The sequence below is a fragment of the Microbacterium saperdae genome, assembly GCF_006716345.1.
Taxonomy (GTDB): Bacteria; Actinomycetota; Actinomycetes; order Actinomycetales; family Microbacteriaceae; genus Microbacterium; species Microbacterium saperdae.
Window position 1 is genome coordinate 469,627 of the sequence record NZ_VFOX01000001.1, and the last position, 26,917, is coordinate 496,543.

Sequence of the window (26,917 nt, forward strand, 5' to 3'; positions counted from 1 at the left end):
TCAGCGGGTGGCGAGCACCGTCGCCGAGTCGCTGATCGTGATCTGCGGCGGGTAGAGGCCCATGACCTGCATGGCTGCCGCATGGTTCTCCGCCGTCGACCCCGCGCACGCATCCGTGGCGACGGTCACGTGCGCGCCGGCATCCGCGGCCGCCAGGGCGGTCGAGATCACGCAGCAGTCGGTGGAGACCCCGGTGAGCACGACGTGCGCGCCGCGTCCGACGATCGCCTCGATCTCGGCACCCCACTTGCCGAAGGTCGGCAGGTCCAGTGTCGGATGCTCGGACAGCTCTGCGGCCTCGGGCACGAGGGCGAACAGCGCGTCGCTCGGCGGCTGGTCGGCGAAGGGCCAGGCGGCGAAGTAGTCACCCCACGAGGTCGAGCGGTCGGCGGTCGGCATCCAGCGCGTCACGAGCACGCGCTGGCCGAAGGATGCCGCCAGCTCCCGGATGCGCGGCATCGCCTCGGCGAAGAATGGAGAGCCCCACGCGGAGTCGGGCGACGCGAAGATCGCCTGCGGGTCGATCACGATCAGCCAGGCGGCATCCGGCGCCTGCTCTTCTCGGATCCCCGAACTCGTCGAAGGAACCGTCACGCCCGCTCCTGCCGACGGATCTTCCCCGCCCGGGCGAAGTAGGTCACGAGGAACGACAGCACGAGTGCGAAGAAGACGCCGAGGTTCGCGTAGGCCCATTCGCCGTCCTTGCCGCCGATCAGGAACAGCAGGTAGCCCTGCCAGTTGTTCCACGCCGCATCCTCGGCGAAGTTGTTCACGACCAGGCCCCAGCCGATCACGCTGGTGATGACCATGGTGCCGATCGAGGTCCAGTCCCAGGCGCCGTAGCGGCCGTTGGCGTCGAACAGCGCGTCGTCGTCGTAGTCCTTCTTGCGGCGCAGGATGTCGGCGATCAGGATGCCGGCCCACGACGCGAGCGGGACGCCGAGGGTGATCAGGAAGCTCTGGAACGGGCCGAGGAAGTCCGTCGCGAAGAACACGACGAAGATCGTGCCGATCGTGAGGATGACGCCGTCGATCGCGGCCGCGGAGGGCCGGGGGATGCGGATGCCGAGGCTGAGCAGCGTCAGGCCCGAGGAGTAGATGCCCAGAACCGCGCCGGAGACCAGTGCGAGCACGGCGGTCAGCAGGAAGGGCACGAGCACCCACACCGGCAGGATGGTCGCGAGGGCACCGACAGGGTCGGCCTGCACCGCGTTGAAGAGGTCTTCGTTGGAGCCGGCGAGCAGCAGACCGAACACGACCAGGATGATCGGGGCGACCGACCCGCCGATCGTGTTCCACGCGACGATCGCTCCGTCGGACGCGGTGCGCTTCTGGTAGCGGGACCAGTCGGCGGCGATGTTGATCCACCCGAGACCGAAGCCGGTCATCACCATGACGAGGGCGCCGATGACCTGACCGATGCCGCCGTTCGGCCGTGCCAGGACGGCCGCGATGTCGATGCTCGGCGCGGCGAGGATGATGTACAGCACCGTGACGACACCGGTGACCCAGGTGAGCACCGACTGCAGCTTCATGATCGTGTGATATCCGAGCACGGAGGCCGCGACGATGAGGGCCGCGACGATCACGGTTGCGATGATCTTCAGGGCGATGCTGTCTCCGTCGCCGCCGAGCTGCGTGATGACGGTCGCGGTGGCGAGCACGGCGAGGATCGCGAGGAAGGTCTCCCATCCGATCGAGGTCAGCCAGGAGACGATGCCCGGCACTTTCTGCCCGTGCACGCCGAATGCGGCGCGCGACAGGACCATGGTCGGTGCGGAACCGCGTTTGCCGGCGATGGCGATCAGTCCGCACAGCAGGAACGACACCACGATGCCGATGACGGACACGATGGTCGCCTGCCAGAACGAGATGCCGAAGCCCAGCACGAAGGACCCGTACGACATGCCGAACACCGACACGTTCGCCGCGAACCACGGCCAGAAGAGGTCGCGCGGCTTCGCGGTGCGGTCGGATTCAGGGATGATCTCGATGCCGACGCGCTCGATCAGAGCCGGCTTGATGTCCGTCATGGCAACATCCTGGCACTGCCGGGGGCCTCTGCGGCGCGTGAGGCGCCAGAAATCACCGGTGGATCGTGGGCAGTGTCGGCGTGCGGTCCGGTGCTTCGGTCGGAGCCGCCCGGGCTCCCACTCCGGTTGCTCGCCTCCGCTGCCCGTGTGCGTTGCGGGTCAGCCTGCGAAGAACGCCTGTGCCGTGCGGGTCAGGTCGTGCAGGTCGGAGACACCGGCGAGCTCCCGTGCGGAGTGCATCGAGAGGATCGGGATGCCCACGTCGACCGTGCGGATGCCGAGACGCGTGGCCGTGATCGGGCCGATCGTCGATCCGCACGGGACCGCGTTGTTCGACACGAACTCCTGCGTGCGCACCCCGGCGCGCTCGCACCATGCCTGCCAGGACGCGCTGCCGACGGCATCCGTCGCGTAGCGCTGGTTGGCGTTGAGCTTGAGGATGGGTCCGGAGCCGAGCACCGGCTGGACGACCGGGTCGTGCTTGGCGACATAGTTGGGGTGCACCGAGTGCCCGACGTCGCTGGAGAGGCACCACGACGAGGCATAGGCCTGGCGTCGTGCGGAGGAGTCGGCGCCGAGCTCGGCGTAGACGCGCTCGAGGACGTCTTCGAGGAACGGGCCAGCGGCGCCCGAGCGGGATGCCGACCCGAGCTCTTCGTGATCGAAGGCGGCGAGCACGGCGATCGGAGCCCCGGCGGCCGGGTCGTACGTCTCGAGGGCGACGAGTCCGGCGTGCACAGAAGCGAGGTCATCGAGTCGCCCTGCGGCGAAGAACGCGTCGTCCTTGCCGAACACGGCGCCGCGTGCCGTGTCGGCGATCAGGACGTCGTAGCCGCGGATATCGGATGCCGCGACGTCGGCCGAGCGTGCGAGCTCGGCGAGGATGTCGGCCTGGGTCGGATCCCCGAGGCCCCACACGGGCTGCGTCTCGACCTGCTTGTCGAGCGCGAGCCCGGAGTTCGCGGAGCGGTCGAGATGGATCGCGAGCTGAGGCAGTCGCAGCAGCGCCCCGGTGGCGGCGAGCACGACCCGGCCGTCGGCGAGGGCCAGGCGTCCGGCGAGGCGCAGCTCCCGGTCGAGCCAGGAGTTCAGCAGCGGGCCGCCGTACACTTCGACGGCTGCCTGCAGCCATCCACGTGTTCCGGTCGTGGGCTGCGGCTTGAGCTTGAAACCGGGGGAGTCGGTGTGTGCGCCGAAGATCTGCGCGGGCGCGGTCGCGGCGGCGTCGGTGGGGACGACCCAGGCGATCGCCGCACCATCGCGCACGACCACGTAACGTCCGCCGGGCTGAGACGGCCAGGCATCCTCCTCGTTCAGACGCGTGAAGCCGATGGCTTCGAGGCGGCGAGCGACCTCGGCAGCGGCGTGGTAGCTCGACGGCGAGGCGGCGATGAAGTCGGCGAGATCCTCGGCGTGAGAGAGGGCGACCGGGGTGACGGGCATGTTGTGCCTTCCTGAAGACGGGCGTGCTTCGAGCGTAGTCGCGGTGGCGACGTGGTCCTCGCCCGCGGCGCTTCGAGGGGGCCCACCGGGGTCGAGAGGTGCGTTGTTTGCCGGCCGTTCATCCGGTGGGGTTAACGTGAACGCGATAGCGCCTAGGGTTCCGGGGTTCGCGCCCGTCTGGTCCGAGCGGCGCCACGGTTCCCCTCCGCAGGGGAGCCGTCATCTGACAGGACAAAAGCCCGGAGGACCCTGTTCGTCGCGCCCGCGCCGGACGGAAGGGTCTCGTCATGTCCCCCCTCGCCTTCTTGCTGGTGATCGGCGCCGCCGTGTCGCACGCTGCGTGGAACATCGTCGCCCACGGGGTCAGTCGTGCAGGCGCACCATTCCTGTGGTGGGGTGCCGTCGGCAGCACCGTGGTGTGGATGGGAGCCGTCCCTTTCACCGGAGGTCTCGGGACGGACGACCTCGGATCCTTCGCACTCGGAGTGAGCGTCTCGGCGCTGTTGCACGTCGGATACATGGCAGTGCTGCAGCGCGGGTATCAGGAGGGGAACCTCTCGACCGTCTACGCCACCGCTCGCGGCACCGGCCCCTTCCTGTCGGTCATCATCGCGATGGTCGTGCTGGGGGAGCGGCCCTCGCCGCTCGCGCTCGTCGGCGTCGCCGCGGTGATCGCTGGCGTGGTCGCGATCGGATTTGTCGACCGTGGGCGCGGTGTGGCCGGCGTGCGACGCGGGGTCGACCTCGGACTCGTCTTCGGGTTGCTGACCGGTGTGATGATCGCGATCTACACGATCTGGGATGCGCATGTCATCCGCACGTGGAACCTGTCCCCGGTCGCCTTCATGGTCGGCACGACGCTGCTGCAGGTGCCCTTCTACTCGGTGGCGGTGCGTCGCCGATGGCAGGCGGTCTGGGCGTTGGGGCGCGCGCAGTGGCGTCGCATCGTCGCTTTCGGGGTCCTCTCTCCGCTGTCGTACATCCTCGTGCTGACGGCGATCCAGATCGCACCGGTCGCGCTCGTGGCGCCGCTGCGTGAGGTGAGCGTCGTGCTCGTGAGCTTGTTCGGGGTGTTCGTGCTGCGGGAGTCGCGGCCGGGATGGCGGATCGCGGCGTCGCTCGTCGTGGTCGGGGGGATCGTGCTGCTGGCGGTGTGAGGCGGGAAGAGGGCGCTGTCTCGAGGTGCATGCAGACGACTGTGGACCCTTCTCGCGGGGCGCATGTCCGCGTTCGTCCGGAATCTTCGATGCCTGTGGAGAAGTCCGTCTCGCATACCTCCGTGGAGGGGAAGCGCGCGGAGAGTATGCTGGAATATTGCTCTTGACCTGGGGTAAACAGTCGGCCAATGTCGGTGGCCCCGAGTTGAATGAGCGGTATGAAGAACGCCGAGGAGTTCCTGGAGCAGGTCGTCAGCGACCTGAAACAGGTGCTCGGCGCGTACTCCTTCGAAACGCTGTCCGACGACGCCAAGATGCAGTTGCTGCGGCTCGTGGGAGAGGTGCAACGCACGGCCGATGCCATCGCGGTAGAGACCGTGGCCTCGGTGCCCGCTCGGTCGGCGGGGGCGGGTGATCCGGCGTTCTGCGGCTTGTTCGGATGCCGCACGATGCAGGAGCTTCTGCAGCGAGTGCTGCAGGTCGACGCAGCCGGCGCGACCCGTGTGATCCAGGCCTCGAAGGCGATCCGCCGTGAGATCAGCATCTCGTCGGGCGGGATGCAGCCCGCGCGCTGGCCCGCCTTGAGAGAGGCACTACTCGACGGCTCGATCGGTATCGCCGGCTTGCTCGCGGCGACCGGGCCTATCGAGAAGGCAAAGGGCCGGATCCCGGATGAGGCACGGCGGCACGCGGATGCGCAGCTCGCTCGATTGGCGCGCGGCGTCGACGTTGCCGACGATGAGGGCGAGGCGGGCGGTGCTGTGGAATCTGCTGATGCCGCACCGGTGGTGACGCCGGAGGACCTCCGAGTGTTCGCCCGCGTGATCCTGACGTATCTCGACCCGGATGGGGCGGAGCCGGCGGAGGAGATCGCGATGCGCGGCCGTGGAGTGATTCTCGGGCGGGTGAGGAACGGGCTCATCCCGATCCATGGGGACTTGTTGCCGGAGACGGCGGGGCAGTTGCAGCGCATCTGGGATGCGTATCTGAACCCGAAGGTGGACGGGTCCCCGGTACTGGGGGTGCGGTTCGTGCTGTCCGAAGAGGGTGAGGGGTGTGACACCCGACAGGGGCAGGGTTCCCCGGATGCCCACGACGCCCGTGACGCGCAGGACCAGGCGGATCGGGATGGTGGTGTGTTGCCGTCGGGGGATCCGGGTGGGCAGGTTGACCCGCGGTCGCGTGCGCAGAAGCAGCATGATGCGTTCGCGGCGATGCTCGGGATCGCGGCCCGGCATGAGGAGATGCCGAAACTGGGTGGGGCGGCGCCGACGCTGATCGTGTCCGTCGCGGCGCAGGACTATGCGACCGGGCGCGGGTGGGCGCACATCGACGGGATCGACACTCCCACCACGATCGCCGCCGCCCGCCACACCGCCTGCGGCGGGACGATCCAACGGGTGCTGTTCGACCCCGAAGGCCGCATCATCGGCATCGGGAACACCGACCGCATCTTCACCACCCACCAACGCCGTGCGATCACCCTCCGCGACACGGAGTGCCTGATCCCGGGATGTCACGTCCCCGCAGCCTGGTGCGAGATCCACCACGTGCAGGAACACTCCCGCGGCGGGCCGACGCATACCGACAACGGCGTCACCCTGTGCTGGCACCACCACCGCACCCTGGAAACCTCGGGGTGGGAGATCCGCATGGACAACGGCACGCCCACCGTCCGCGGACCCGCGTGGTGGGACCCCGCACGACGCTGGCGCACACCACGACCACCGCTCCCCGGGTCGGCTGCCGTCGGGCGCAGGCGGGACGTGCAGCGGGTGTGAGCGCAGTGCATGTGAGTGCAGTGCATGTGAGTGCAGAGCTGAAAGCTCGGCGGGTGCGAGTGGAGCGCGCGTGCAGGGGATCTGAATGCAGCAGTGCACGTGCAGTGGATCTGAACGCAGAGGCGCTGCGTGCAGGAGCGCGACGTCCAGGGGTGGCACATGCGGCCCCGCCAGCGAGGTCCTCGCGTGAGTGGGGGAGTGGTTCGTTGTGTCAGAAGATGCTGATCACCAGGTGGTGACCCTCATCGGCTGCTCTGCGGTGCACGGACGCCACGGCGTCCCACGCATCGGTGAGCTCACGGCGAAGGATCTCGGGGTCGTCGTCCCAGATGTTCGGATAGATTCCGGCCTTCGCGAACGCCGTGAAGTCGGCGGCACCGATCACCTCGTCGCGATCCAGCGAATCCAGCGCCTCGATGATCGTCTGCAGCTCGTCGTTCTCGGTGCAACCCACGAAGTCCTCGCCGCCGAAGACATGCACGCCCACGACCGACTCGCTCAGGGGATCATCATCGCGCGGGGAAGCGGCCGAGACACCGGTCAGCAGGAAGTGCAGGCCGTCCCACATCTTGTCGAGATAGACCGTGGGAGAGCCGCCCGATTCGAGATCCTCCAGCGTCGACACGAGCACCTCGGGTGCCAACGACACCAGTCGGTCGAGCGTCAGTTCATCCACGAGTGTGTAGGCGGCGCGCATCCCCATCAGAGTCCCTCCGAATGCGTATCGAGTCCTTCGACTCTACGTCGAGGAGCCCACGCCGACGCGCCAGCTGTGGAGAAACGGCATCCGCGTACGACCGGAACGCCTCAAGCATGCCCAGCCGCTCACGCCCGTGCCCCGCCGACTTGCGCCGACGCCCGCCCGCTCACGCCCGCGCCCAGCCGCTCACGCCCGCGCCCAGCCGCCTCCCGCCCGCTCACGCTCACGCCCGACCGCATCGAGCGCGCCTACCCGCCCACCGCGCGCATGTAGTGACCGTCGGTCGAGATGCCGGATGCGGCGACCGTGAACCGCACGACCTCGCTGAGGTACCGATCCTCAGACGCCTCGAAGATCCGTCCCTCCGCATCGCGGGAGGTGCGGCTGAGCCGCAGGATCGGCGTGCCCTGCGGCACGCGCAGCAGCGCAGCATCCTGGTCATCCGCCGCCACGGCGTCGATCACGTGCTGCAGCCCCACGATCGGATGCCCCTGTGAGGCGAGGTGCTCGGTGATCGACACCTCGTCGAGATCGACCTCGAACAGCCGTCGCCCTGCAGCCTCGGTGTAGAACAGTCGCTCCAGCATCGTCGGCCGCCCGTCGAGCAACCGGAGGCGCACGACGCTCACGATCGTGTCATCCGCCTCCACGCCCAGTGCTGCCGCGTGGGCGCCCGCTCGGCGCAGGCTCAGCTCCTGTGTCTGCGCGCCGGGCGTGACGCCCAGATCCCGCGCCCACCGCGTGAACGGCACCGAGACGTCGACGGCCTGATTCGCCTTGCGGGCGACCACGCGCGCCGGGCGCCCACGACTCGTCTCTATGAGGCCCTCGCCGCGCAGGGCGGCCAGGGCGTTGCGGATCGGCCCCCGCGATGTGCTCCACCGCGCGGCGAGCTCCGCCTCGGTCGGCACGTCGTCTCCAGGGCGCAAAGCGCCGGCGGCGATCTGCGCGCGCAGCTCCTCGGCGATCTGGGTGTACACAGCTTCGGTCACATAGGTACATTACTTGACCATGTCCGCGCGCCCGCCGGCATTCGTGCAGAGTTCACCCAGGGAAATGCTCGGTGAACGCGGACTGAACTCTTCCGAGATAGGTATATTTCTCTGCGCTCGGGCTGAGAGAGTCTTCCGTGGATCACCCCTCCCACCCCTGAAAGGTCCTCATGAAGCTTCGTGCTCTCCCCGCCCTCGTCGGTGTCGCGGCACTCGCGCTCGGTCTCGCCGCCTGCTCCGGTTCGGCCGAGGCGACCGGCACCCCCGGCGCTGACGAGACGTCTGCCGGCAGCGGATTCGCCGTCGACGAGAACACTCTCGTCTTCGGTGTCGTGCCCGACTCGGTCGACACCGAGACCAACTACCAGCCGCTCATGGACTACATCGCCGAGATCACCGGCAAGACCGTCGATTACCACGAGTCCACGGACTACGCCGCGCTGATCGAGGCCGCCGTCGCCGGCAAGGTCGACGTCGCCTCGTTCTCCGGCTTCACCTACGTGACCGCCACCAACAACGGCGCCAAGCTCACCCCGATCTCCTCGATCGTCACGGAGGAGGGTCAGGAGCCCGGGTACTTCTCGCAGGCGATCGTCCCGGTCGACAGTGACATCTCGAGCATCGACGACTTCAAGGGCAAGAAGGTCTGCTTCGTCGACCCGTCGTCGACCTCGGGCTACCTGTTCCCGTCGTACAACCTGCTCGAGGCGGGCATCGACCCCAAGACCGATATCACCCCGGTCTTCGCGGGCAAGCACGACGTGAGCGTGCAGAAGGTCGGCGAAGGCGTCGAGTGCGAGGTCGGCTTCGCGGAGGACTCCGAGGTCGAGAAGTCCGACAAGGTGAAGGTCATCGCCGAGACGATGGTCCCCGGTGCACCGCTGGTCTACTCGTCGACCCTTCCGGATGACGTCTCGAAGAAGCTCATCGACGGTCTGTCCGAGATCACGATCGACGACATCATCGCCGCCGGCATCGACGGTGCGGACACCGACGCCTTCCGCAGCGTCTTCTACGCCACGAAGCCCGTGGATGACGCGTACTACGACCTGATCCGCGACATCTGCAAGGAAACCGAAGCGGAGCAGTGCAAGGCCTGACCGCCTGACCGCCCGTCGCGCCCTTCGTCTCGCTGCGCTCGCTCAGGAACCGGGAACCTCCGGCCCTGGGCGGGTGCGGCGGGACGAAGGGCGACACCCACATCCACGACCCCGATATCGACATGCAGGAGCCCCGCGCCATGACCGCCCCCGCCACGACCGGCCCCGCCCCCGACGCCCTCATCCGCCTGTCCGGTGTGACGAAGACCTTCGGGTCGACCACCGCGCTGAAGGATGCCTCCCTCCAGGTCTCGCGCGGCGAGATCGTCGTGCTGCTCGGACTCTCCGGGTCCGGCAAGTCGACGCTGCTGCGGCACCTCGACGGCCTCGAGATCCCCACCTCCGGCGACGTCGAGGTTCTCGGCGCTGCGGTGCCGAGTCTGCGCGGCAAGGCGCTGCGCGCGCTGCGCAGCCGGGTGGGCTTCATCTTCCAGCAGTTCGAGCTGGTGCCTTCGCTCACGGTCCTCGAGAACGTGCTCACCGGATCCCTCTCACGCGTGCGCGGACCGCGCCTCGGACTGTGGGGGTACGCCAAGACCGCCAAGATCCAGGCTCTCGAGCACCTCGATCGGGTCGGCCTCCTCGACCGTGCGTACCAGCGCAGCGACACGCTCTCGGGCGGACAGCAGCAGCGCGTGGCCATCGCGCGCGCCCTCATGCAGAAGCCCGACATCCTGCTCGCCGACGAGCCGGTCGCGTCCCTCGACCCGGAATCCAGTGACCAGGTCATGGCGCTGATCCGCGAGATCGCCGCCGACGAGGGCCTCACGGTCGTCTGCAGCCTGCACCAGGTCGATCTGGCGATCAACTGGGCCGATCGCATCGTCGGCCTGCGCCATGGCGAGATCGTGCTCGACACCCCCACGACCGACCTCACCAAGTCCGAGGTCATGGAGATCTACGGCCGCGTCGCCACCACGACGGCCGAGCTCAGGGCCGTGCAGGTGGAGCTGACGGATGCCGCGATCGATGCGGCATCGGCCGCGACGGATGCGCCGGCGAAGGCGCCCGTCGCATGACCCTGCTCGCTGCGCGCGCGGCGACTCCGGGCGGTCCGGCATCGCCCGTCTCCGAACGCGCTCCGAAAGCCCCGATCTCTCCGGAGCGGATCGCCGCCTCGCTGACGCTGCTCGCCCTCGTGGTGCTCGGCGTGCTCGCGGTGAACGAGGTCGGCATCTCGATCCCCGCGATGGTGCAGAGCTGGGGCAACGCCGAGAACTTCCTGGCGCGCGTCGGCGGACTCTCGTTCCCGGAACCGGGCGATCTCGTCTGGCTGATCGCACTGACCGTCGGCCTCGTGCTGGTCGGCACCCTGCTGGCCGCCGTGCTCTCCGTCCCGATCGCCTACCTCGCCGCCTCCAACACGACGCCGGGCAACGGATGGCGGGCCGCGGCGCGTTTCATCGGCGTGCTCACCCGCGCGCTGCCCGATGTGGTGCTCGCGATGGCGTTCGTGCTGATGTTCTCCCTGGGCACGCTGCCGGGAATCCTCGCGATCGGCATCCACTCGATCGGCATGATCTCGAAGATGTTCGCGGATGCGATCGAGCAGATCGACGAAGGTCCCCGCCTGGCGATCCGCGCCGCAGGCGGTTCGAAGATGCAGGAGTTCAGCGCCGGCATCCTGCCGCAGGTGCTGCCGAGCTGGGTCGCCACGGCGCTGCACCGCAATGACATCAACCTGCGGGGCAGCGTCGTGCTCGGCTACGTCGGCGTCGCGGGCCTGGGGCTCGAGATGTCGTACGCCTTCAAGGCGCTCAACTACGGCAAGGGCCTCGGCATCGCGCTGGTCATCTTCCTGCTGTGTGTCGCGATGGAGATCATCTCCAGCCTGGTCCGCGGGGCGATGCTCGGCCAGGAGCGCCAGACCCGTTCCTGGATCGACCGACTCCTCCACCCGCGTCTCGGCGCGACGACGACGGCGGCATCCACCGGCCGTCCCGCGTGGGCGGCGAACCCGCGCACGGCGGTGCGTCGGCCCTGGACGCCGGAGCGCGCGCGGAACACCATCGCGGGAGTCCTGGCCGTCCTTGTCGTGCTCGGCAGCGTGATCGTCAGCGACATCAACTGGCTCGACTTCGTCACGTTCTGGGCGAAGCTGCCCGAGGTCGCGGCGAAGTTCTGGCCGCCGTCCTTCGGCAACTACGACGCCTCCGCCATGATCGACGCGATGCGCGACACCGTGGCGATCGCGCTCGCCGCGACCGTGCTGACGCTGCTGCCCTCGCTCGTGCTGGGGTCGCTCGCCGCCCGCAACGTCGCCCCGGGGGCGGGTGTGCGCGGCACCGCGCGTTTCCTGCTCGTGGGCATCCGCGGCATCCCCGAGCTGATCCTCGCGATCGTGCTGGTCGTGATCACGGGACTCGGCCCGCAGGCCGGTGTGATCGCGCTCGCGATCGGCGGCATCGGTCTGCTCGGCAAGCTGATCGCCGACTCGTTCGAAGAGGTCGATCGCGGCCCCGAGCGCGCGCTGCGTGCGGTCGGCGCCACCCGGCTGCAGACGTACACCTCTGCCACGGTGCCCCAGGGGATGCAGGCGTTGATCGGGCACAGCTTCTACATGCTCGACACCAACATCCGCGCCGCGACCATCCTCGGCATCGTCGGAGGCGGTGGGGTGGGCTACTACCTGCTCAATGCCAGTCAGGGGTCGCGCTACGAGACCGTGACGGCGATCGTGCTGATGATCCTGGTCACCGTGCTGGTGGTCGAAGGACTCGCGATGTGGATGCGGAAGGTGTTCCGATGAACGGTCGGGCGATGACTCCCGGGAACAGCGGTGCGGATGTCGTGGTCGTCGGCTCCGGCATCGTCGGACTCGGCGCCGCCTATGCCGCGGCACGGCGCGGTCTGCGCGTGCTCGTGGTCGACCGCACCGAATCACCGGTGGGGGCGACGATCCGCAACTTCGGTCACCTCTGCATCGGCGCGCAGAGCGGGGAGGCGCGTCGCTACGCGGATGCATCGCGCGACCTGTGGCTGCGCCTGTCCCGCGACGCCGGATTCTGGCTGCGGGAGTCGGGCACCCTCGTCGCGGCGCGCAACGACGAGGAGATCGCGGTGCTCGCCGCTGCCGCGAACGATGACGACGGCATCCGGATGCTCGAGGCGGAGGAACTCCTGCGCTATGCGCCGCTGCGCCCCGGCGCGATCCTCGGCGGCGCGCACATCGAGACCGATCTGCAGACCGACCCGCGCGCGGCGGCCGAGGCGATCGTCCGCCACCTGGCCGCCCTCGGGGTGGAGTTCCGGTTCCGCACCGCGGTGACCGGGCTCGGCGCCGGGCGCGTCGACACGAGCCGGGGCGCGATCACCGCCGGGCACGTGGTCGTCGCCGTGAACCACGACCTCGACCAGCTGCTGCCCGAGGTCGCCGAGCGGAACGGCATCGTCCGCTGTGCTCTCGACATGATGCGCGCGGCCGTGTCGGTGCCGCGTCCGCTCGCGGCGCCGCTCCTGACCGGGTGGTCGCTCGTGCGGTACGGCCGGTTCGCGGGGACTCCGCAGGCGGATCGGCTCCGCGAACGCCTGCACGCCGAACGCCCGGACCTCGCGGCGCTCGACCTGAACCAGATGTACACGCAGCTGCCCGACGGCACGCTGATCATCGGCGACTCGCACGCCTCGGCCGTGCAGCCTGCGCCGTTCCAGCCCGAGGTCGCGTTCTCGGCGTTCCTCGCCGAGGCCGAAGCGCTGTTCGACATGCCGGCGCCGCGTGTGGTGGAGCGCTGGCAGGGCGTCTACGCCAAGGGGCCGACCGAGTTCCTGATCGAACGCGGCGACCAGGGAGCACTCGTGCTCGCTGCGACGACCGGCATCGGCATGACCACGGGTCTGGGGCTCGCTGAAGAGAATCTCGCCGCCGCCTTCGGGTGGGCACCCGCAATGGAAGGAACATCATGACCACTCCTCTCGAACTCGTCGTCCTCGACATGGCCGGAACCACAGTGCTCGACGACGGCGTCGTCGAGCAGGCGTTCCAACGTGCAGCCGAACGCACCGGCGTCGCCGACCGGATGCCGTGGGCCGAGGCCCTCGACTACGTGCGGGTGACGATGGGGCAATCGAAGCTCGACGTCTTCACGCACCTCGCCGCGGGAGACGTCGCCGCCGCGCGCGCCACCGCCGCCTTCGAGGGTGCCTACGCCGAGATCCTCGAGGAGCAGGGGGTCACCGAGATCCCGGGCGCCGCGGATGCGATCCGATCGCTCAAGGATGCGGGACTGCGGGTGGTGCTGACCACCGGTTTCGCCCCCGTCACGCGGGACGCACTGCTCGACGGCCTCGGCTGGCACGGCCTGGTCGACCTCGCCCTCTCGCCCGTGGATGCGGGGCGCGGACGTCCCGCTCCCGACCTGGTGCTCACGGCGCTGCTGCGTACGCAGACCTCCTCCGTCGCGGCGGTGGCCGTGGCGGGCGACACCGTGAGCGATGTCGAATCCGGGCGCCGGGCCGGAGCGGGTTTCGTCGCGGGTGTGCTCACGGGCGCGCACGACCGCGGGGCGCTCGACGCCGCGGGCGCGGATGCGGTGCTGCGCGATGTCACCGGACTCCGCGGAGCGCTCGCCGAGCGCGGTCTGCTGCCCCTCGTCGCGACCTCGTGAGCGGGAGCACCCCATGGGCACGCTGCTGATCAGACCACCCGGCCACCACAGGGATGTCGCACTGCGCCCCGCCGCCACCGCGATGGTGTGGATCGGCGAGGGGCATCCGCACGAGATGATCGCGGTCCCCGGTGTCTCCCTCGGTGATGCCGACGTGCTGGTCGCGGTGGAGATGTCGACGATCTGCGGATCCGATGTGCACACCGTGCAGGGCCGACGTTCCGCACCGACACCGCTGGTACTCGGTCATGAGAGCGTTGGGCGGGTGATCGCGATCGGCGACGACGGCGCGCTCGCCGTCGACGGCACGCCGCTGCGCATCGGGGACCGCGTGGTGTGGTCGGTGACCGTCTCCTGCGCGCGCTGCGACCGGTGCCTGCGAGGACTCCCGCAGAAGTGTCGGGACCTCGGCAAGTACGGCCACGACCGCATCGGCGTGCACGGCGACCTCACTGGGGCGTTCGGCAGCCACGTGCAGCTGCGGGCGGGGACCGCGATCGTGCGGGTGCCGGAAGCGCTGCCTGCTGCCGTGCTCGCCCCGGCCGGGTGCGCGACCGCGACCGCCTGGGCTGCGGTCGCCAGGGCGGCGCAGGGCAGGGACCTCGAGGGAGTGACCGTGCGGATCCACGGCGCCGGGCTGGTCGGCCTCTCGGCGGCGGCGATCGCCGCGGATCAGGGGGCGCTGGTCGAGGTGCTCGACCCGAATCCCGAACGCCGCGCGCTCGCCGCACGGTTCGGCGCGACGGCTCTCGACCGGGAACCGGATGTCGTGATCGAAGCTTCGGGTCATGCTGTGGCAGAAGCGCTCGCCGGCGTCACGGTCGGCGGCATCGTGGTGCTGGTCGGCAGCGTCTTCCCGGCCGATCCGGTGCCGCTGGATGCCGAGAGCATCGTGCGTCGTCTGGTGACGGTCGCGGGTGTCCACAACTACACCGGGGCCGAGCTGGCCGCGGCGGTCGGATTCCTCGCCGGACGCGGCCGCGCCTATCCGTTCGCTGATGCGGTGGGAGCGGTGCGGGCCCTGGCCGAGATCGATGAGGCACTCCTCGCCGCGGCGGCACCGGGGGCACCCCTGCGGATCGCGCTCGTCCCCGGTCGTTGAGCGCGGGCGTTCTCCGACGTCGGCAGAGCCGCGATATGGTCGCATCGACCCGGAAGTCGCGGTCGGCTGTGTGTGGTTGTCACATATCCCTCCGGCAGCCGCGCTGAGAAGCTGGGCGGACGGCCGTACCCGCCGCTCCACCGTCGACGCCGGAGCGCGCGTCGCAGAAGGGACCACACGATGATCGACGACGAGCTCCGCGCACGACTGGAATCTCTCGGAGGACTGGATGCCGGTCCCGGCTCCCTGGCCGGGGTGGTCGTGATCGACGTGACTCGTGTCGTCGCCGGCCCGTACTGCTCCATGATCCTCGCCGACCTCGGCGCCACCGTGATCAAGGTCGAGCATCCGGACGACCCCGACTACACGCGCACCTTCCCGCCGATGCTGGAACGGGATGGTGCCGATGCCTTCAGCGGCTTCTTCGCCCAGTACAACCGCAACAAGCTCGGCGTCACGCTGAACCTGCGCCATCCGGAGGGCAAGGTCGCTCTGGAGCGGCTGGTCGCGCAGGCCGACGTGCTGGTCGAGAACTTCCGCCCCGGCACGATGGATCGCCTCGGGCTGGGCCATGAGCGGCTGCGCGAGGTCAATCCGCGTCTCGTCTACGCGGCGCTCAGCGGTTACGGCCAGTCCGGTCCCTATCGCGGCCGCCCCGCCTACGACAACAGCGCGCAGGCCACCGGCGGCCTCTGGTCGATGAACGGCCCGGCGGGGGGCCCGCCCACCCGCGTCGGCACGATCATCGGCGACCTCGCCGCGAGCCTGTACGGCGTCATCGGGGTGCTCGCCGCGGTGCGGCATGCCGAGCGCACCGGCGAGGGTCAGCTCGTCGACGTGTCCCAGCAGGACTCCGTGCTCACCCTCACCGAGAACGCCGTCGTCTCGTACACGACCGAGGGGATCGTGCCGGAGCCTCTGGGCAACCAGCATCCGTTCGTGCGCCCCTACGAGCTGTTCGCGTGCCAGGACGGGTTCGTCTTCTTCGGGGGCTACACCGACAAGTTCTGGAAGATCTCCTGCGAGATCTTCGGCGCCCCCGGCGAGTTCGACGACAATCCCGACCTGCAGACGATGGGTGCGCGGTTCGACGACGCCGTCTATGCGGAACGGGTCAAGCCCATGGTCGAGCGCTGGTTCTCCGGCCGCACCAAGGCGGAGCTCGAGGCGCTCGCGGGAGATCTCGTGCCGTTGAGCGGGGTCAAGGACATCGCCGAGGTGGTGGCCGACCCGCAGATCGCGGCGCGCGACATGGTGGTGGATGCCGAGTACGCGGGGTACGGGTCGCTGCGCACCTTCGGCTCCCCGGTCAAGCTCGACCGCACGCCGCCACGCGCCCGCGGCATCGCCCCGGACACCGGCGAGCACACCGCCGCGATCTTCCGCGACCTCCTGGGCTACACGCCCGAGGAGATCGAGGAGCTCCGCGCCGCCGGGACGATCTGATGGGCCGCGTCCGCCTCGACCGTGACGGCGCGCTCGCCGTCATCACGATCGATCGCCCCGAGAAGCTCAACGCCCTCACCCTCGCGATGTACGAGCAGCTGGGGGAGGCGTTCTCCGAGGTGCGCGACGACGACCGCATCGGCGCGGCGATCCTCACGGGGGCGGGAGAGCGGGCCTTCTGCGTCGGCGCCGATCTCGGCGAATCGATTCCCGCCCTCACGGAGGGGCGTTTCGACATCAGCGAGTGGGACGCCGCGCATCAGAAGCACACGACGCTCGACAAGCCGGTGATCGCCGCCGTCAACGGACTGTGCCTCGGAGGGGGGTTCGAGATCCTGCTCTCGACCGACATCCGGCTCGCATCGGAGGACGCGCAGTTCGCGCTGCCGGAGACCGGCGTCGGCGTCGTCCCCGCGGGCGGAACGCTCGTGCGGCTGATCCGTCAGATCCCCTACGCCTGGGCCATGGACCTGATGCTCCGCGGCACGAAGATCGATGCCGCGACGGCTCTGCGCTACGGCATCCTCAACCAGGTCGTCCCGGCAGGCGACCTGCAGTCCTCGGCACTCGCCGTGGCCGAGGATCTGCTCTCGCGCAGCCGCACCGCGGTCGCGACGATCAAGAGTGCCGTGCGTGCGCTCGCCGACCTCCCCGAGGACGAGGCATTCCGTCAGGAAGCCGTGCTCGGGCAGGCGGCGTTCACGAGCGCGGATGCGCGTGAGGGCCTCGCCGCGTTCGCCGAGCGCCGTCCCGCCGCATTCCCGTCGCACGAGGCGTAGGCCGACGGAAGACCGCCGAGCCCGGCTCAGGTCGTGCGGTCGTCCGCTGCGCTCGCGTCATCGCTGTAGTCGGGACGCGGCGGCTGCAGCTCCTGGTCGTCGTACTCGCCGCCCTTGCGTCCGCCGAACGGGCGTCCGTGGTCGGCGAACTCCTCGCGGGCGAACACGAAGGTCCAGGGGCCGGCGCTGAACTGCGCTCCGGTGCGCAGCGTCTGCGAATCCTCGCCCTGGTGCGTGCCGTCCGTGCCGGCGCTCGCGCTCGTGTCGCCTTCGCCGTGCAGCGTCAGCACGTACTCGTCGCGGTCGTCGTGCGTGATGGTCGCGTGCACCGGGTCGGTGTCGGCGAGCCGCAGCTCGTTCCCCTCGGCGGAACCGATGCGCACGACATCCGCGTCGAGCAGATATTCGGTGCGCTCCTCGTCGCGGGTGATGCGCAGGCGCGGCTCTCCCGCGCCCCACTCCGCGTGGGTCGTGGTCGGGGTGTATCCCTGTTCGGGTGTCTGCGGGTCGCTCATCCTCGTGGCCTCCTCGGCTGGTGGATCACCGACTCTAGGCGCGAACGCCACGAGGATGGAGGGGGTTGACTTCGCGCCACGAGGGCTCCACTGTCGATCGAGTGCAGCGCGCTACCGCGCGGACACAGCGCGGGCGCGACGCGCGCGATTCCCCGCGCGTAGTGCAGCAGGGCCCGACAGGACTTACGCTACGCATAAGGGGAAAGTGTCCGACCGGCCGAAACCGCCCTGGCAGAGAAAGAGATCATTCCGCATGGGCAAGTTCATCTACGAAGGCGGCGTGAAGACCGAGATCGAGGATCGCGCTCTCACGCATCTGCAGCTCGTGATCACGGCAAAGCTCCGCCGCGGTGAGCCGTTCCCGTTCAGCTGGCGCGAAGACGCGAGCGTCGGCGGTGGGCGCACCACGGTGTGGATCCAGCCGGGAAGCTCGCTGGTGTTCAAGTACTTCGGCAGCCGCCAGCCCTCGATCAACCGTGCCTGGATCGAGGCGCTGGCGTTCACCGCGAACGCCCCCTCCGGTCTCTACCTCGTGCCCGAGCCGTCCGAGGCGGGTGAAGCGCCGGGAACCGGCGAGACTCCGGTCACGACTCCGCTCTGACCGCGGACCGCCGGTGGCGGGACGACACGTCGCGAAGGAGCCGGGAGGCTGTCAACCCCCTGGGCGGTGACGGCGACCTCGTCGAGAGTCGGAGGACACCTCGATCAAGGAGATCCCGATGACCGACACCCCCATCGACCCCCGCCACGCACATCGCGAGGACGGATTCCCGGACCAGCAGCAGTCGCAGCCGGGGCTCACCGAGCAGACCAGTCCCACCCCGGATCACGGCGAATCCAGCTATCGCGGCCATGAGCGGCTGAGCGGTCGTCGCGCGCTGATCACCGGGGGAGACTCGGGCATCGGACGGGCGGTCGCGATCGCGTTCGCCCGAGAAGGCGCCGATGTCGCGATCGCGCACATGCCGGAGGAGCAGGGCGACGCCGACCAGACGATCGCGCACATCCGCGACGCCGGCCGAACCGGGCTCAGCCTGTCGGGCGACCTCCGCGACGAGGACTTCGCGACCGGCATCGTGGCGCAGACCAGGGCCGCGCTCGGCGGGCTCGACGTCCTCGTGCTCAACGCCGGCTACCAGCACGACATCGACGGCTTCGGCACGCTGAGGACCGAGGACATGCGCCGGGTCTTCGACACCAACCTCACCGGCCTCGTGCAGACCGCCCGTGCCGCCTATCCGGATCTCGCGGCGGGGGCGAGCATCATCGTCACGGCATCCGTCCAGGCCTACAACCCCTCGCCAGGACTCATCGACTACGCCATGACGAAGGCCGCGCAGGTGGCCTTCGTGAAGGCCCTCGCCGAAGAGGCAGGTCCTCGGGGCATCCGGGTCAACGCGGTCGCTCCCGGTCCCATCTGGACTCCGCTGATCCCGGCCACCGGGTGGGATGCCGAGCGGCTGGCGACCTTCGGACAGGACACGCCGCTCGGGCGTGCGGGCCAACCCGCCGAGCTCGCCGGTGCGTACGTCTACCTCGCCTCGGATGAATCGATGTACGTCTCCGGCGCGGTGCTCCCGGTGACCGGAGGCAAGCACCTCTGAGTGTCGAGTGGACGGGGGCGGCGCTGATGCCCCACGCTGGAGTACGTGCAGCAGTCAGCGTCGTCCCGTCCTCTCGTCGGCGTCGCTCTCGTCATCGGTTCATGCCTGTCGCTGCCCTTCGGCGCGGCCGTCGCCGCACAGCTCTTCCCGGTGCTCGGCCCGTGGGGTGTGACCTCGCTGCGCGTCGCGATCGCCGCGCTCCTCCTGCTCGTCATCGTTCGTCCGCGTCCGCGGCGGTGGACCCGCCAGCAGTGGATCGCGGCCGTGCTCTTCGGCGTCTCGCTCGCCGCGATGAACGGCTTCTTCTACGCGGCGATCGACCGCATCCCGCTGGGGCCCGCGGTCGCGATCGAGTTCCTCGGACCGCTCGTCCTCGCCGCCGTGCTCACCCGTCGGCTCGCCGACGCCGCGTGGGTCGGTGTCGCGCTGATCGGGATGGTGCTGCTGGGCGTCGACGGGCTGATCGGCGCGGAGCCGCTCGACCCGCTCGGCGTCGTGTTCATCCTGATCGCCGCCGGATTCTGGGCCATGTACATCCGGATGAGCGCGCGGGTGGGATCCCTGATCCCCGGCAGCGGCGGCCTGGCGATGGGACTGCTCGTCGCAGCGCTGCTGCTCATGCCGGTGGGGGTGCCCGCCGCGGTCACGGTGTCGGGCGACATGCAACTGCTGCTGCTCGCCGCGGTCACGGCGGTGCTCTCCTCGGTGATCCCGTACAGCTTCGAGCTCGCTGCGCTGCGCCGCCTGCCGCAGCGCGTGTTCGGGGTGCTGCTCAGCCTAGAGCCGGCTTTCGCGACGCTCGCCGGCTGGCTGATCCTCGGTCAGAGCGCGACGCCGCTGCGGATGCTCGCGATCGCGCTCGTCGTCGCCGCGAGTGCCGGGGCGACCCTCGGCATCCGACGACGTACGCGCGCGGATGCCGAGAAGTCGCCGCAGAAGTCCCCGGACGAGGACGATCCGCCCGCCGTCTTCACCGGGCCGATCCCCCTGCCGGAATGAATCTTCGTCACCGCTCGACTCCGGGGCACCTCCGGTCGCACCGACGCACCCTGGATCGCCCCGGAAGGTGCCTGAGTGCGACCGGAGAAGTCGTCAGGCGGAGACCCGCGCCGGTGTCGACACCGGGAGAGGGTAGCGACGACGCAGGATCACCCGCTGCGCGAGGGTCCACACCACCGTGACCGTGAGATACAGCGCGGCGGCCAGTGGCACGAACGCCGCGAACACCGCGGTCAGGTAGTGCAGCGCGCTCATCATCCGCAGCATCGTCGGCGAGTTGAGTGGTGAATCGCCCTCGACCGGCACCGGACGGAAGACCCGTCTGGTGACCTCGGCGACCGCGATCATGATCGCCAGCAGCACGCCGAACACGAGGAAGGTCGCAGGAGTCGCGGTACCGCCGAAGATCGCGGAGACCAGGCTCGTGCCGAGCGGGGCTCCGAGGAGGTCGTGCGTCAGGAGCTCGTTGGGGTGCCCGGCGATCTCGGGACGGATGAACAGCGTGTACAGGATGCCGACCACCGGGGCCTGCGCCAGGACGGGGAGCATCCCCGCGAACGGCGAGGTGTTCTCGGCGCGGTAGAGCGCGAGCGTCTCGCGCTGCAGCCGTTCCGGGTTCTTCTTGTGACGGCGTTGGATCTCACGCAGCTTCGGCGCGAGACGCGCCCTGGTCTGCTCGGCCTTGGCCTGCGAGATGCCGACGGGGATGAGCAGGGCGCGCACCAGGAGCGTGACGAGGATCACGGCGGCAGCGGATGCGGCGCCGCCGGCGAAGGGTTCGAGCAGGGAGGAGAGCCCGACGAGGGCGCCGTAGGCGGCGTCCAGGAGGGCAGCGAGGGGTGGGAAGGCGAAGAAGTCCATGAGGTGTCCGTTCGAGAGGTCGGGAAGGGTCGGCGAAAGCCGCGCGGTCCCGGTCGGAACGGACTACGCGGCGGTCGCGACTCCCGGCGCTCGCGGACGCGGGTGCCCTGCGGCATCCGGATCGCTCTGTGAGAGGAGGGTGGAGACGTCGATGGCGCGCCAGGGATGCGGCGCGGTGCCGCCCGTGGCCTGGTGCAGGCTCAGCACGAGGGCGAGCGTGAGTGCGGTCACCGCGATGAGGGCGATCGCGAGGCCGAGAGCGGTGGCATCCGGCACGGAGACCAGGCCGAGCGCAGTGAGGACGATGCTCAGCATCTGTCCGAACCACTCGCTCATGTGCGCTCTCCCCTCTGCAGCGAGGGTAGCACCGGGCGCGGGGCACCGGCGTGATCGAGCCCGTCTTGAGAGCGGCGTCACAGTCGGCGCCGGGCTGCGCAGCGCGGCGTAGCCTCGAAGCATGAGTGATCTGCGTGCGCTGGTCGGCATCGAGCATCCGATCGTCCTCGGCCCCTTCGGAGGCCTGTCCTCCGTGCCGCTGACCGCGGCCGTGAGCGAGGCCGGCGGCCTGGGCTCCTTCGGGCTCTACGGGTACGACGGAGAGCGGATCCTGCAGACCGGCGCGCAGCTGCGGGCGGCCACCTCGAAGCCCTTCGCGCTCAACATCTGGCTCCCTCTGGGCGACGAGGTGGTGCCGAACGCACAGCATGCGATCTTCGCCCAGGCGCTGCAGCCGTTCTTCGAGGCGGTCGGGGAGGAGCTTCCCGCGCGACCGGATGCCTATCTGCCGTCGCTCGACGAGCAGCTCGAGGCGATCTGGGACGTTGCGCCCGCCGTGCTCAGCGTGGTGTTCGGCGTGCCGTCCGAGGCGCTGATCGAGGAAGCGCATCGCCGCGGCATCACCGTCGTGGGCACAGCGACCACCGTCGCAGAGGCCGTGGCGCTCGCCGAGGGGGGCGTCGATGCCATCGTCGCGACGGGCTCGGAGGCCGCCGGTCACCGGGTCTCGTTCCTCCGCGCCGCCGAGGAGTCGTTGGTCGGCACCTTCCCTCTCGTGCCGCAGGTGGTGGACGCGGTCGATGTGCCGGTGATCGCCGCCGGAGGCATCTCCGACCGCCGCGGCGTGGCCGCCGCGTTCGCGCTCGGCGCGCAGGGGGCGCAGGTCGGCACCGCGTTCCTGGCCACCGCGGAATCCGCGATCAACGATGCGCACCGTGAGGCGATCCGCCGCACGGCGGCCGACGAGACGGTGCTCACCCGGGCGATGAGCGGACGACTGGCCCGTGGAGCCCGCAACCGCACCGTGCGCGCGATCGAGGCGAGCGGCACGATCGCACCGTTCCCGCTGCAGAACTGGCTCACCGGCAGGTTCCGCGCGGCCGCGGGGCAGCAGAACCTCGGTGAGCTGCAGTCGCTGTGGATGGGGCAGGCCGCGCCGCTCGCGCGCTACGGCACGGCGGCCGAGGCGTTCGCCGAGCTGGTGCAGGGCGTCCCCGCCCGGTGACGCCGCGGCGGCGCCGCCGCTAGAGGATGACGGTCGACTTGCCGTGCACGATCACGCGGTCCTCCGCATGCCACTGCACGGCACGAGCGAGCACCAGACGCTCGACATCGGCACCGCGGCTCTGCAATTGAGCGGCCGAGTCGGAGTGCGTGACCCGCGTCACATCCTGCTCGATGATCGGCCCTTCGTCGAGGTCGGCGGTCGCGTAGTGCGCGGTCGCGCCGATCAGCTTCACACCGCGCTCCTTCGCCCGCGCGTACGGGTTCGCCCCGATGAAGGCGGGGAGGAAGGAGTGGTGGATGTTGATCACCGGGGCATCGAGCTCACGGATGAAGTCGTCGGTGAGGATCTGCATGTAGCGCGCGAGCACCACGAGATCGACGTTGCCGCGCAGGAGTTCGAGCTGACGCTGCTCCATGGACTGCTTGTCGCCGGAGGGGATGTGCACGAACGGCACACCGAACGACCGCACGGATTCGGCGAGGTCGGGGTGGTTCGACACCACCATCGTGATGTCGATGTCGAGCTGGCCGCGCTGCGTGCGCCACAGCAGCTCCATCAGGCAGTGGTCGTACTTCGAGACGAAGATCGCCACGCGCTTGCGGCGTGCGGTGTCGTGCAGCGACCACTCCATGCCGAACCGCTCGGCGACCTGCCCGAGATCGGCCTCGAGCGCGGGGCGTGCCGCGGAGAGACCGTCGAGGTGGATCACGGTGCGCTGGAAGAAGCGGCCGCCCTCGGAGTCGGTCGAGTGCTGGTCGAGCGAGATGATGTTCGCGCCGTGCGCGGAGAGCACGCCGGCGACGGCGGCGACGATGCCGGGCTGGTCGTCGCACGCGATCAGGAGGCGGGCGGTATCGGGCTGTGACATGAACGCTCCTCGGGGGTGTCCCTCGATTCTGCCGTGCCTGCGCACCACCGGACGAATCGCGACCGACTCGATACTCTGAGTCCGTGAACGCGGGCGACGTAGGACTGGTGCTGATTCCCCTGCTCGCGGTCGCCGCACCCCTGCTGGCGCGCGGCGTCCGACCGATCGTGCGGGTCCCGATCATCGTGTTCGAGCTCGTGCTCGGCATCCTCGTCGGTCCCGCCGTGCTCGGATGGGTCGAGCCGCATGCACTGCTCGAGAAGCTCAGCGACTTCGGCCTGGCGATGCTGTTCTTCATCGCCGGCTCCGAGATCGACTTCCGGGCCGTGGCAGGACGACCCGTCGTGCGCGCGTCGCTCGGCTGGGTGATGAGCGTCGCGCTCGGCATCGGCGTCGGCTTCTTCTTCGCTCCCGGCGAGGGCATGGTGGTGATCGGCATCGCGCTCAGTTCCACCGCACTGGGCACGCTGATGCCGATCCTGCGGGATGCCCGCGAGCTCGACACGCCCTTCGGCAAGGCGCTCACCGCGGTCGGAGCGGTCGGGGAGTTCCTGCCACTGATCGCGATCTCGATCTTCCTCAGCACGCGCACGACGCCGATCGCCGCGGCCGTCCTCCTCGCGTTCGTGCTGCTCGCGGTGCTGGCGGTGGTGGCGGCCCATCGGGTCTCGCACGGCCGCCTGCACACGATCGTGCGTGCCACGCTGCACACCTCGGATCAGTTCGGTGTGCGATTCGTGCTGCTGCTGATCGCGGCGCTCGTGGGCCTCAGCGTGATGCTCGATCTCGACATGCTGCTCGGCGCCTTCGTCGCCGGCGCCGTATGGCGCATCATCATGGCCCGCGCGCCGAAGAAGGATGCGGAAGCGGTGGAGAGCAAACTCGAGGGGATCGCGTTCGGGTTCCTCGTGCCGATCTTCTTCCTCTACACCGGTGTGAACTTCGACCTGCAGGCGCTGCTGACCTCGCCGGCCGCGATGGCGCTCGTGCCGCTGTTCCTGGTCGCACTGCTGGTCATCCGCGGTTCCGCCGCGCAACTGTCGGCGCCGGCGGGTGCGACCGTACGCGACCGCACCGCCCTCGGGCTGCTCACGGCCACCGGCCTGCCGATCATCGTCGCGGTCACCGCGATCGGCGTGGATGAGAAGATGATCGATACGGGTACCGCAGCCGCGCTCGTCGGTGCCGGGATGCTGTCGGTGCTGTTCTTCCCGGTTCTCGGGATGCTGCTGCGCGGAGACCGCGACCGGATCGCCGGCCCGCGTCCCGCCGATGAACTTCCGCAAGGAGAACTGTGATGACGGCATCCGCTCTGCTGACCCAGGCTGCCCACGACCTCGTCGGCGCGCCGCAGGAGGGGCTGGGCGAGGAACGAGAGTCCCGGTGGCGCGGGCGGCGCATCGTGCGCGTCGGGGCGGCGTGGCACCTGGGTGTGCTGCTGCTCACCGAGACGCATGCTCTGGCGACTGCCGAGGTGCTGCGTGCGGCGGATCCGGGTCGTCGGGGCTACACCGCCGAGTCCGCGCGGGAGCGTGCCGTGCGTCGCGAGGAGGCGCTACGGGGAGGGTTCGACGAGGGCGAGGTCGTGCACGTCGGCTGGAGCATCATCGACGTCGATGCCGTGGACGCCGGAGGATCGTCCGGGCCGCTCGCCCTGATCGACGGGGTGCCGATGGTGCGGTGGAGCGCCGCCGGAGGGTACATGCCGCTGGAGGCATACCTGCGCGAGCGCGTCGAACTGCTGCGGGGTTCCGCGGGCTGAGCGCGGATTCGGGCCCGGCCGCCCACGGCGGTCTCAGGCGAAGGTGTCGGCGAACCGGCGCAGGAGCGCGGCACCCTCGGTCACGGATGCGGAGAGCACCTGGTCCTGCACGCGATCGAACTCCTCGGGGTCGAAGTAGCCGGTCGTGCGGTAGAACGTCATCCGATCGGCGAAGTCGCGCGGGGTGGGTTCGGGGTGGAACTGCGCCGTGTACAGGTGCGTCCCCACACGGTAGGCCTGCACGGGGCAGGACTCGTTCGTCGCGAGCAGGGTGGCGCCGGCGGGCAGCGCGACCGCGCTCTCCTTGTGCGCCGTGAAGACGGTGAGTGCGGGGGAGCTGGGGCCGAAGACCGGATCGACCGCGCCGTCCGCCGTCGTGCGGATGACCGTGGCGCTCGCGGCCTCCGGAGTCGCGGTGGTCACCTCGCCGCCGAGCATCTGCGTCACGACACCGATGCTGAAGCACGTGAAGAAGACGGCGATGTCGCCGTCGATCGCCCGATGCGCGATGCGCCGCAGATCGGCCTCGACGCGCAGCTGCACCACGTCCTTCTCGGGGTCGGTGACGTTGAACGGGGAGCCGCCGACGACGACGCCCCGGTAGCGCGCGAGACGCGCGGGGTCGAGGGGTTCTTCGAGCAGATCGAGCCGATCCACCACCTCGGCGCCGAGCGCACGACGGAAGGACGCATGTTCGGCATCCGCCGCCCCGCGCTCCGGACGCACGCAGACGTAGAGAAGCGAAGCCATCCGGCGATTCTAACGATCAGAGACCGCGGCCGAGAACGCGGTGACGTCCGTGCGGTCTCCATAACTCCGGAAGAACCGAGCGCTCGGGGCGCTTTTCGGGCGTGCGGACACTGATCCGGCGCGGATCTCCGGAGTTGTGGAGGACCGGTCAGCGCGAGGAGTTCGCGGTGCGGCCGCGGACGATGCCCACGAACGTCTCGACGTCGTCGGTCGTGCGGTCCCGGGGCCAGACCAGCGCCACGGTCGACGACGGTCCGTCGATCAGCGGCCGATGATCGGCGTCCTTGCGGTGGTGCAGGCGTGCGAGCGACATCGGCACGACCACGATCCCCGCTCCCGAGGCGGCGGTCGCGATGGCGTCGGCCGTGGTCTTGAGTGCGGGGAAGTTCGGGCTGACGGTGCCCGGCAGCTCCCGCAGGCCGAGCACATCGTCATCCGGGACGATCACGACCTCGCCGACGAGGTCGGATGTGGAGAGCTCGTCGACCGCCAGCAGGTGCGAGTCCGTTCCTGCGACCACGACCGGAACCTCGTCGTAGAGCGGGATGATGTGCAGCGTCGGATCGACGAGCGGGAGCCGGATGAGTGCGGCATCGAGCTCGGCCAGTGCGTCCCGCTGCCCGGCGGCGGAGATCGCCACGAGTTCGAGGCGCACGTGGGGCATCCGCTGCTTCCAGGCGTCGATCCATCGCCCGGGAGTCGCGCCGGGCACGGCCCCGAGACGGAAGATCCGCGGCTCCTCCGGGGTGCTGCGGGGAGCGTCGAACACGACCTTGTCCTGCGCCTTCGTGCGGGACTTCGCGGCGGGCTTCTGTGCGGTCCCCGCCTTGCCGCGACGCGCGGGCGTCGCTCCGCCGGTGCGCCGCGCCGGTCGCCGTCCCTGAGTCGCCATGCGATCCAGAGTATCGGGCGCCGGG

At 69.9% G+C, this 26,917-nt stretch carries 27 protein-coding genes; 16 read left to right on the forward strand and 11 right to left on the reverse strand.

What is annotated here, in order from left to right; translation table 11 throughout:
• The 3 genes from FB560_RS02085 to FB560_RS02095 form a co-directional block, all read right to left on the reverse strand.
• A complete protein-coding gene (locus tag FB560_RS02085; RefSeq protein WP_229673420.1) occupies positions 1–594 on the reverse strand; it encodes a cysteine hydrolase family protein in 594 nt (197 codons plus the stop codon).
• Positions 591–2,033: a purine-cytosine permease family protein gene (locus tag FB560_RS02090; protein ID WP_141870845.1), complete on the reverse strand. Its 1,443-nt coding sequence runs from the start codon at positions 2,031–2,033 to the stop codon at positions 591–593. Before FB560_RS02090 ends, FB560_RS02085 begins: the two co-directional genes overlap by 4 nt.
• 159 nt (positions 2,034–2,192) lie before the next feature.
• Complete coding sequence (locus FB560_RS02095; RefSeq protein ID WP_141870846.1) at positions 2,193–3,476, reverse strand: M18 family aminopeptidase; 1,284 nt, start codon at positions 3,474–3,476, stop codon at positions 2,193–2,195.
• 287 nt (positions 3,477–3,763) lie between these two features.
• On the opposite strand from FB560_RS02095, the gene FB560_RS02100 reads away from it, so the two are divergent.
• Together FB560_RS02100 and FB560_RS02105 are read left to right on the forward strand one after the other, a co-directional pair.
• On the forward strand, positions 3,764–4,633 hold the full coding sequence (locus tag FB560_RS02100) for an EamA family transporter (protein ID WP_141870847.1): 870 nt from the start codon (positions 3,764–3,766) through the stop codon (positions 4,631–4,633).
• Between the two features lie 218 nt (positions 4,634–4,851).
• Positions 4,852–6,414: an HNH endonuclease signature motif containing protein gene (locus tag FB560_RS02105; protein ID WP_141870848.1), complete on the forward strand. Its 1,563-nt coding sequence runs from the start codon at positions 4,852–4,854 to the stop codon at positions 6,412–6,414.
• A 211-nt stretch (positions 6,415–6,625) separates the two neighbouring features.
• On the opposite strand, the gene FB560_RS02110 is transcribed toward FB560_RS02105, so the two are convergent.
• Positions 6,626–7,111, reverse strand: coding sequence for a YfbM family protein (locus FB560_RS02110; RefSeq protein ID WP_170198022.1), 486 nt, complete (start codon positions 7,109–7,111; stop codon positions 6,626–6,628).
• A gap of 251 nt (positions 7,112–7,362) precedes the next feature.
• Positions 7,363–8,106 (reverse strand): GntR family transcriptional regulator, encoded by a 744-nt coding sequence (locus FB560_RS02115; protein ID WP_229673329.1) that lies wholly within the window; start codon positions 8,104–8,106, stop codon positions 7,363–7,365.
• A gap of 170 nt (positions 8,107–8,276) precedes the next feature.
• Between FB560_RS02115 and FB560_RS02120 the strand changes: the two genes are divergently transcribed.
• The 8 genes from FB560_RS02120 (at position 8,277) to FB560_RS02155 (ending at position 17,137) form a co-directional block, all read left to right on the forward strand.
• A complete protein-coding gene (locus tag FB560_RS02120; RefSeq protein ID WP_141870850.1) occupies positions 8,277–9,206 on the forward strand; it encodes a phosphate/phosphite/phosphonate ABC transporter substrate-binding protein in 930 nt (309 codons plus the stop codon).
• A gap of 140 nt (positions 9,207–9,346) precedes the next feature.
• On the forward strand, positions 9,347–10,225 hold the full coding sequence (phnC, locus tag FB560_RS02125) for a phosphonate ABC transporter ATP-binding protein (protein WP_141870851.1): 879 nt from the start codon (positions 9,347–9,349) through the stop codon (positions 10,223–10,225).
• Positions 10,222–11,955: a phosphonate ABC transporter, permease protein PhnE gene (phnE, locus tag FB560_RS02130; protein ID WP_141870852.1), complete on the forward strand. Its 1,734-nt coding sequence runs from the start codon at positions 10,222–10,224 to the stop codon at positions 11,953–11,955. The genes phnC and phnE overlap by 4 nt, the downstream gene beginning before the upstream one ends.
• Positions 11,952–13,109: a TIGR03364 family FAD-dependent oxidoreductase gene (locus tag FB560_RS02135; RefSeq protein WP_229673328.1), complete on the forward strand. Its 1,158-nt coding sequence runs from the start codon at positions 11,952–11,954 to the stop codon at positions 13,107–13,109. The genes phnE and FB560_RS02135 overlap by 4 nt, the downstream gene beginning before the upstream one ends.
• Positions 13,106–13,810, forward strand: coding sequence for an HAD family hydrolase (locus FB560_RS02140; protein WP_141870853.1), 705 nt, complete (start codon positions 13,106–13,108; stop codon positions 13,808–13,810). Before FB560_RS02135 ends, FB560_RS02140 begins: the two co-directional genes overlap by 4 nt.
• A gap of 13 nt (positions 13,811–13,823) precedes the next feature.
• A complete protein-coding gene (locus FB560_RS02145) occupies positions 13,824–14,912 on the forward strand; it encodes an alcohol dehydrogenase catalytic domain-containing protein (RefSeq protein WP_141870854.1) in 1,089 nt (362 codons plus the stop codon).
• A 180-nt stretch (positions 14,913–15,092) separates the two neighbouring features.
• Entirely contained in the window at positions 15,093–16,358 is a 1,266-nt protein-coding gene (locus FB560_RS02150) for a CaiB/BaiF CoA transferase family protein (protein WP_141870855.1), read from the forward strand.
• Positions 16,358–17,137: an enoyl-CoA hydratase/isomerase family protein gene (locus FB560_RS02155; RefSeq protein WP_141870856.1), complete on the forward strand. Its 780-nt coding sequence runs from the start codon at positions 16,358–16,360 to the stop codon at positions 17,135–17,137. The genes FB560_RS02150 and FB560_RS02155 overlap by 1 nt, the downstream gene beginning before the upstream one ends.
• A 26-nt stretch (positions 17,138–17,163) precedes the next feature.
• Here the strand turns inward: FB560_RS02155 and FB560_RS02160 are convergent, their stop codons facing one another.
• Complete coding sequence (locus tag FB560_RS02160) at positions 17,164–17,652, reverse strand: FHA domain-containing protein (protein ID WP_141870857.1); 489 nt, start codon at positions 17,650–17,652, stop codon at positions 17,164–17,166.
• A 253-nt stretch (positions 17,653–17,905) separates the two neighbouring features.
• Between FB560_RS02160 and FB560_RS02170 the strand changes: the two genes are divergently transcribed.
• The 3 genes from FB560_RS02170 (at position 17,906) to FB560_RS02180 (ending at position 20,255) form a co-directional block, all read left to right on the forward strand.
• Positions 17,906–18,253, forward strand: coding sequence for a DUF7882 family protein (locus FB560_RS02170; protein WP_141870858.1), 348 nt, complete (start codon positions 17,906–17,908; stop codon positions 18,251–18,253).
• 118 nt (positions 18,254–18,371) lie between these two features.
• Positions 18,372–19,256, forward strand: coding sequence for an SDR family oxidoreductase (locus FB560_RS02175; RefSeq protein WP_141870859.1), 885 nt, complete (start codon positions 18,372–18,374; stop codon positions 19,254–19,256).
• A 45-nt stretch (positions 19,257–19,301) separates the two neighbouring features.
• Positions 19,302–20,255 carry an EamA family transporter gene (locus FB560_RS02180; RefSeq protein ID WP_141870860.1) on the forward strand — a complete coding sequence of 318 codons (954 nt, stop codon included), beginning with the start codon at positions 19,302–19,304 and terminating at the stop codon, positions 20,253–20,255.
• 93 nt (positions 20,256–20,348) lie between these two features.
• Here the strand turns inward: FB560_RS02180 and FB560_RS02185 are convergent, their stop codons facing one another.
• Both FB560_RS02185 and FB560_RS02190 read right to left on the reverse strand, forming a co-directional pair.
• Entirely contained in the window at positions 20,349–21,116 is a 768-nt protein-coding gene (locus tag FB560_RS02185) for a YidC/Oxa1 family membrane protein insertase (RefSeq protein ID WP_141870861.1), read from the reverse strand.
• Between the two features lie 63 nt (positions 21,117–21,179).
• Positions 21,180–21,452 (reverse strand): DUF6412 domain-containing protein, encoded by a 273-nt coding sequence (locus tag FB560_RS02190; protein ID WP_141870862.1) that lies wholly within the window; start codon positions 21,450–21,452, stop codon positions 21,180–21,182.
• Between the two features lie 121 nt (positions 21,453–21,573).
• Here FB560_RS02190 and FB560_RS02195 point away from each other — a divergent pair, with 121 nt between their 5' ends.
• The gene (locus FB560_RS02195; RefSeq protein ID WP_141870863.1) at positions 21,574–22,617 is read left to right on the forward strand and encodes an NAD(P)H-dependent flavin oxidoreductase; all 1,044 of its coding nucleotides are present in this window, start codon (positions 21,574–21,576) and stop codon (positions 22,615–22,617) included.
• 19 nt (positions 22,618–22,636) lie between these two features.
• On the opposite strand, the gene purU is transcribed toward FB560_RS02195, so the two are convergent.
• Entirely contained in the window at positions 22,637–23,488 is an 852-nt protein-coding gene (gene purU / locus FB560_RS02200) for a formyltetrahydrofolate deformylase (protein WP_141870864.1), read from the reverse strand.
• An 83-nt stretch (positions 23,489–23,571) separates the two neighbouring features.
• On the opposite strand from purU, the gene FB560_RS02205 reads away from it, so the two are divergent.
• Both FB560_RS02205 and FB560_RS02210 read left to right on the forward strand, forming a co-directional pair.
• A complete protein-coding gene (locus FB560_RS02205; RefSeq protein WP_141870865.1) occupies positions 23,572–24,786 on the forward strand; it encodes a cation:proton antiporter in 1,215 nt (404 codons plus the stop codon).
• Complete coding sequence (locus FB560_RS02210) at positions 24,786–25,250, forward strand: glutaminase (RefSeq protein ID WP_229673326.1); 465 nt, start codon at positions 24,786–24,788, stop codon at positions 25,248–25,250. Before FB560_RS02205 ends, FB560_RS02210 begins: the two co-directional genes overlap by 1 nt.
• Positions 25,251–25,283: 33 nt before the next feature.
• Here the strand turns inward: FB560_RS02210 and FB560_RS02215 are convergent, their stop codons facing one another.
• A complete protein-coding gene (locus tag FB560_RS02215; RefSeq protein ID WP_141870867.1) occupies positions 25,284–26,000 on the reverse strand; it encodes a glutamine amidotransferase-related protein in 717 nt (238 codons plus the stop codon).
• A 148-nt stretch (positions 26,001–26,148) separates the two neighbouring features.
• A complete protein-coding gene (locus tag FB560_RS02220) occupies positions 26,149–26,892 on the reverse strand; it encodes a LysR family transcriptional regulator substrate-binding protein (protein ID WP_141870868.1) in 744 nt (247 codons plus the stop codon).
• Between the last annotated feature and the right edge of the window lie 25 nt (positions 26,893–26,917).

Excerpts from the sequence above, each read along its gene's own strand:
- FB560_RS02170 (WP_141870858.1), top strand. The coding sequence starts at position 17,906 with ATGGGCAAGTTCATCTACGAAGGCGGCGTGAAGACCGAGATCGAGGAT.
- FB560_RS02135 (WP_229673328.1), top strand. The coding sequence starts at position 11,952 with ATGAACGGTCGGGCGATGACTCCCGGGAACAGCGGTGCGGATGTCGTG.
- phnC (WP_141870851.1), top strand. The coding sequence starts at position 9,347 with ATGACCGCCCCCGCCACGACCGGCCCCGCCCCCGACGCCCTCATCCGC.
- FB560_RS02185 (WP_141870861.1), bottom strand. The coding sequence starts at position 21,116 with ATGGACTTCTTCGCCTTCCCACCCCTCGCTGCCCTCCTGGACGCCGCC.
- FB560_RS02100 (WP_141870847.1), top strand. The coding sequence starts at position 3,764 with ATGTCCCCCCTCGCCTTCTTGCTGGTGATCGGCGCCGCCGTGTCGCAC.
- FB560_RS02105 (WP_141870848.1), top strand. The coding sequence starts at position 4,852 with ATGAAGAACGCCGAGGAGTTCCTGGAGCAGGTCGTCAGCGACCTGAAA.
- FB560_RS02215 (WP_141870867.1), bottom strand. The coding sequence starts at position 26,000 with ATGGCTTCGCTTCTCTACGTCTGCGTGCGTCCGGAGCGCGGGGCGGCG.
- FB560_RS02110 (WP_170198022.1), bottom strand. The coding sequence starts at position 7,111 with ATGCGCGCCGCCTACACACTCGTGGATGAACTGACGCTCGACCGACTG.
- FB560_RS02090 (WP_141870845.1), bottom strand. The coding sequence starts at position 2,033 with ATGACGGACATCAAGCCGGCTCTGATCGAGCGCGTCGGCATCGAGATC.
- purU (WP_141870864.1), bottom strand. The coding sequence starts at position 23,488 with ATGTCACAGCCCGATACCGCCCGCCTCCTGATCGCGTGCGACGACCAG.
- FB560_RS02095 (WP_141870846.1), bottom strand. The coding sequence starts at position 3,476 with ATGCCCGTCACCCCGGTCGCCCTCTCTCACGCCGAGGATCTCGCCGAC.
- FB560_RS02220 (WP_141870868.1), bottom strand. The coding sequence starts at position 26,892 with ATGGCGACTCAGGGACGGCGACCGGCGCGGCGCACCGGCGGAGCGACG.
- phnE (WP_141870852.1), top strand. The coding sequence starts at position 10,222 with ATGACCCTGCTCGCTGCGCGCGCGGCGACTCCGGGCGGTCCGGCATCG.
- FB560_RS02155 (WP_141870856.1), top strand. The coding sequence starts at position 16,358 with ATGGGCCGCGTCCGCCTCGACCGTGACGGCGCGCTCGCCGTCATCACG.
- FB560_RS02190 (WP_141870862.1), bottom strand. The coding sequence starts at position 21,452 with ATGAGCGAGTGGTTCGGACAGATGCTGAGCATCGTCCTCACTGCGCTC.
- FB560_RS02145 (WP_141870854.1), top strand. The coding sequence starts at position 13,824 with ATGGGCACGCTGCTGATCAGACCACCCGGCCACCACAGGGATGTCGCA.
- FB560_RS02160 (WP_141870857.1), bottom strand. The coding sequence starts at position 17,652 with ATGAGCGACCCGCAGACACCCGAACAGGGATACACCCCGACCACGACC.
- FB560_RS02195 (WP_141870863.1), top strand. The coding sequence starts at position 21,574 with ATGAGTGATCTGCGTGCGCTGGTCGGCATCGAGCATCCGATCGTCCTC.
- FB560_RS02140 (WP_141870853.1), top strand. The coding sequence starts at position 13,106 with ATGACCACTCCTCTCGAACTCGTCGTCCTCGACATGGCCGGAACCACA.
- FB560_RS02150 (WP_141870855.1), top strand. The coding sequence starts at position 15,093 with ATGATCGACGACGAGCTCCGCGCACGACTGGAATCTCTCGGAGGACTG.
- FB560_RS02210 (WP_229673326.1), top strand. The coding sequence starts at position 24,786 with ATGACGGCATCCGCTCTGCTGACCCAGGCTGCCCACGACCTCGTCGGC.
- FB560_RS02120 (WP_141870850.1), top strand. The coding sequence starts at position 8,277 with ATGAAGCTTCGTGCTCTCCCCGCCCTCGTCGGTGTCGCGGCACTCGCG.
- FB560_RS02175 (WP_141870859.1), top strand. The coding sequence starts at position 18,372 with ATGACCGACACCCCCATCGACCCCCGCCACGCACATCGCGAGGACGGA.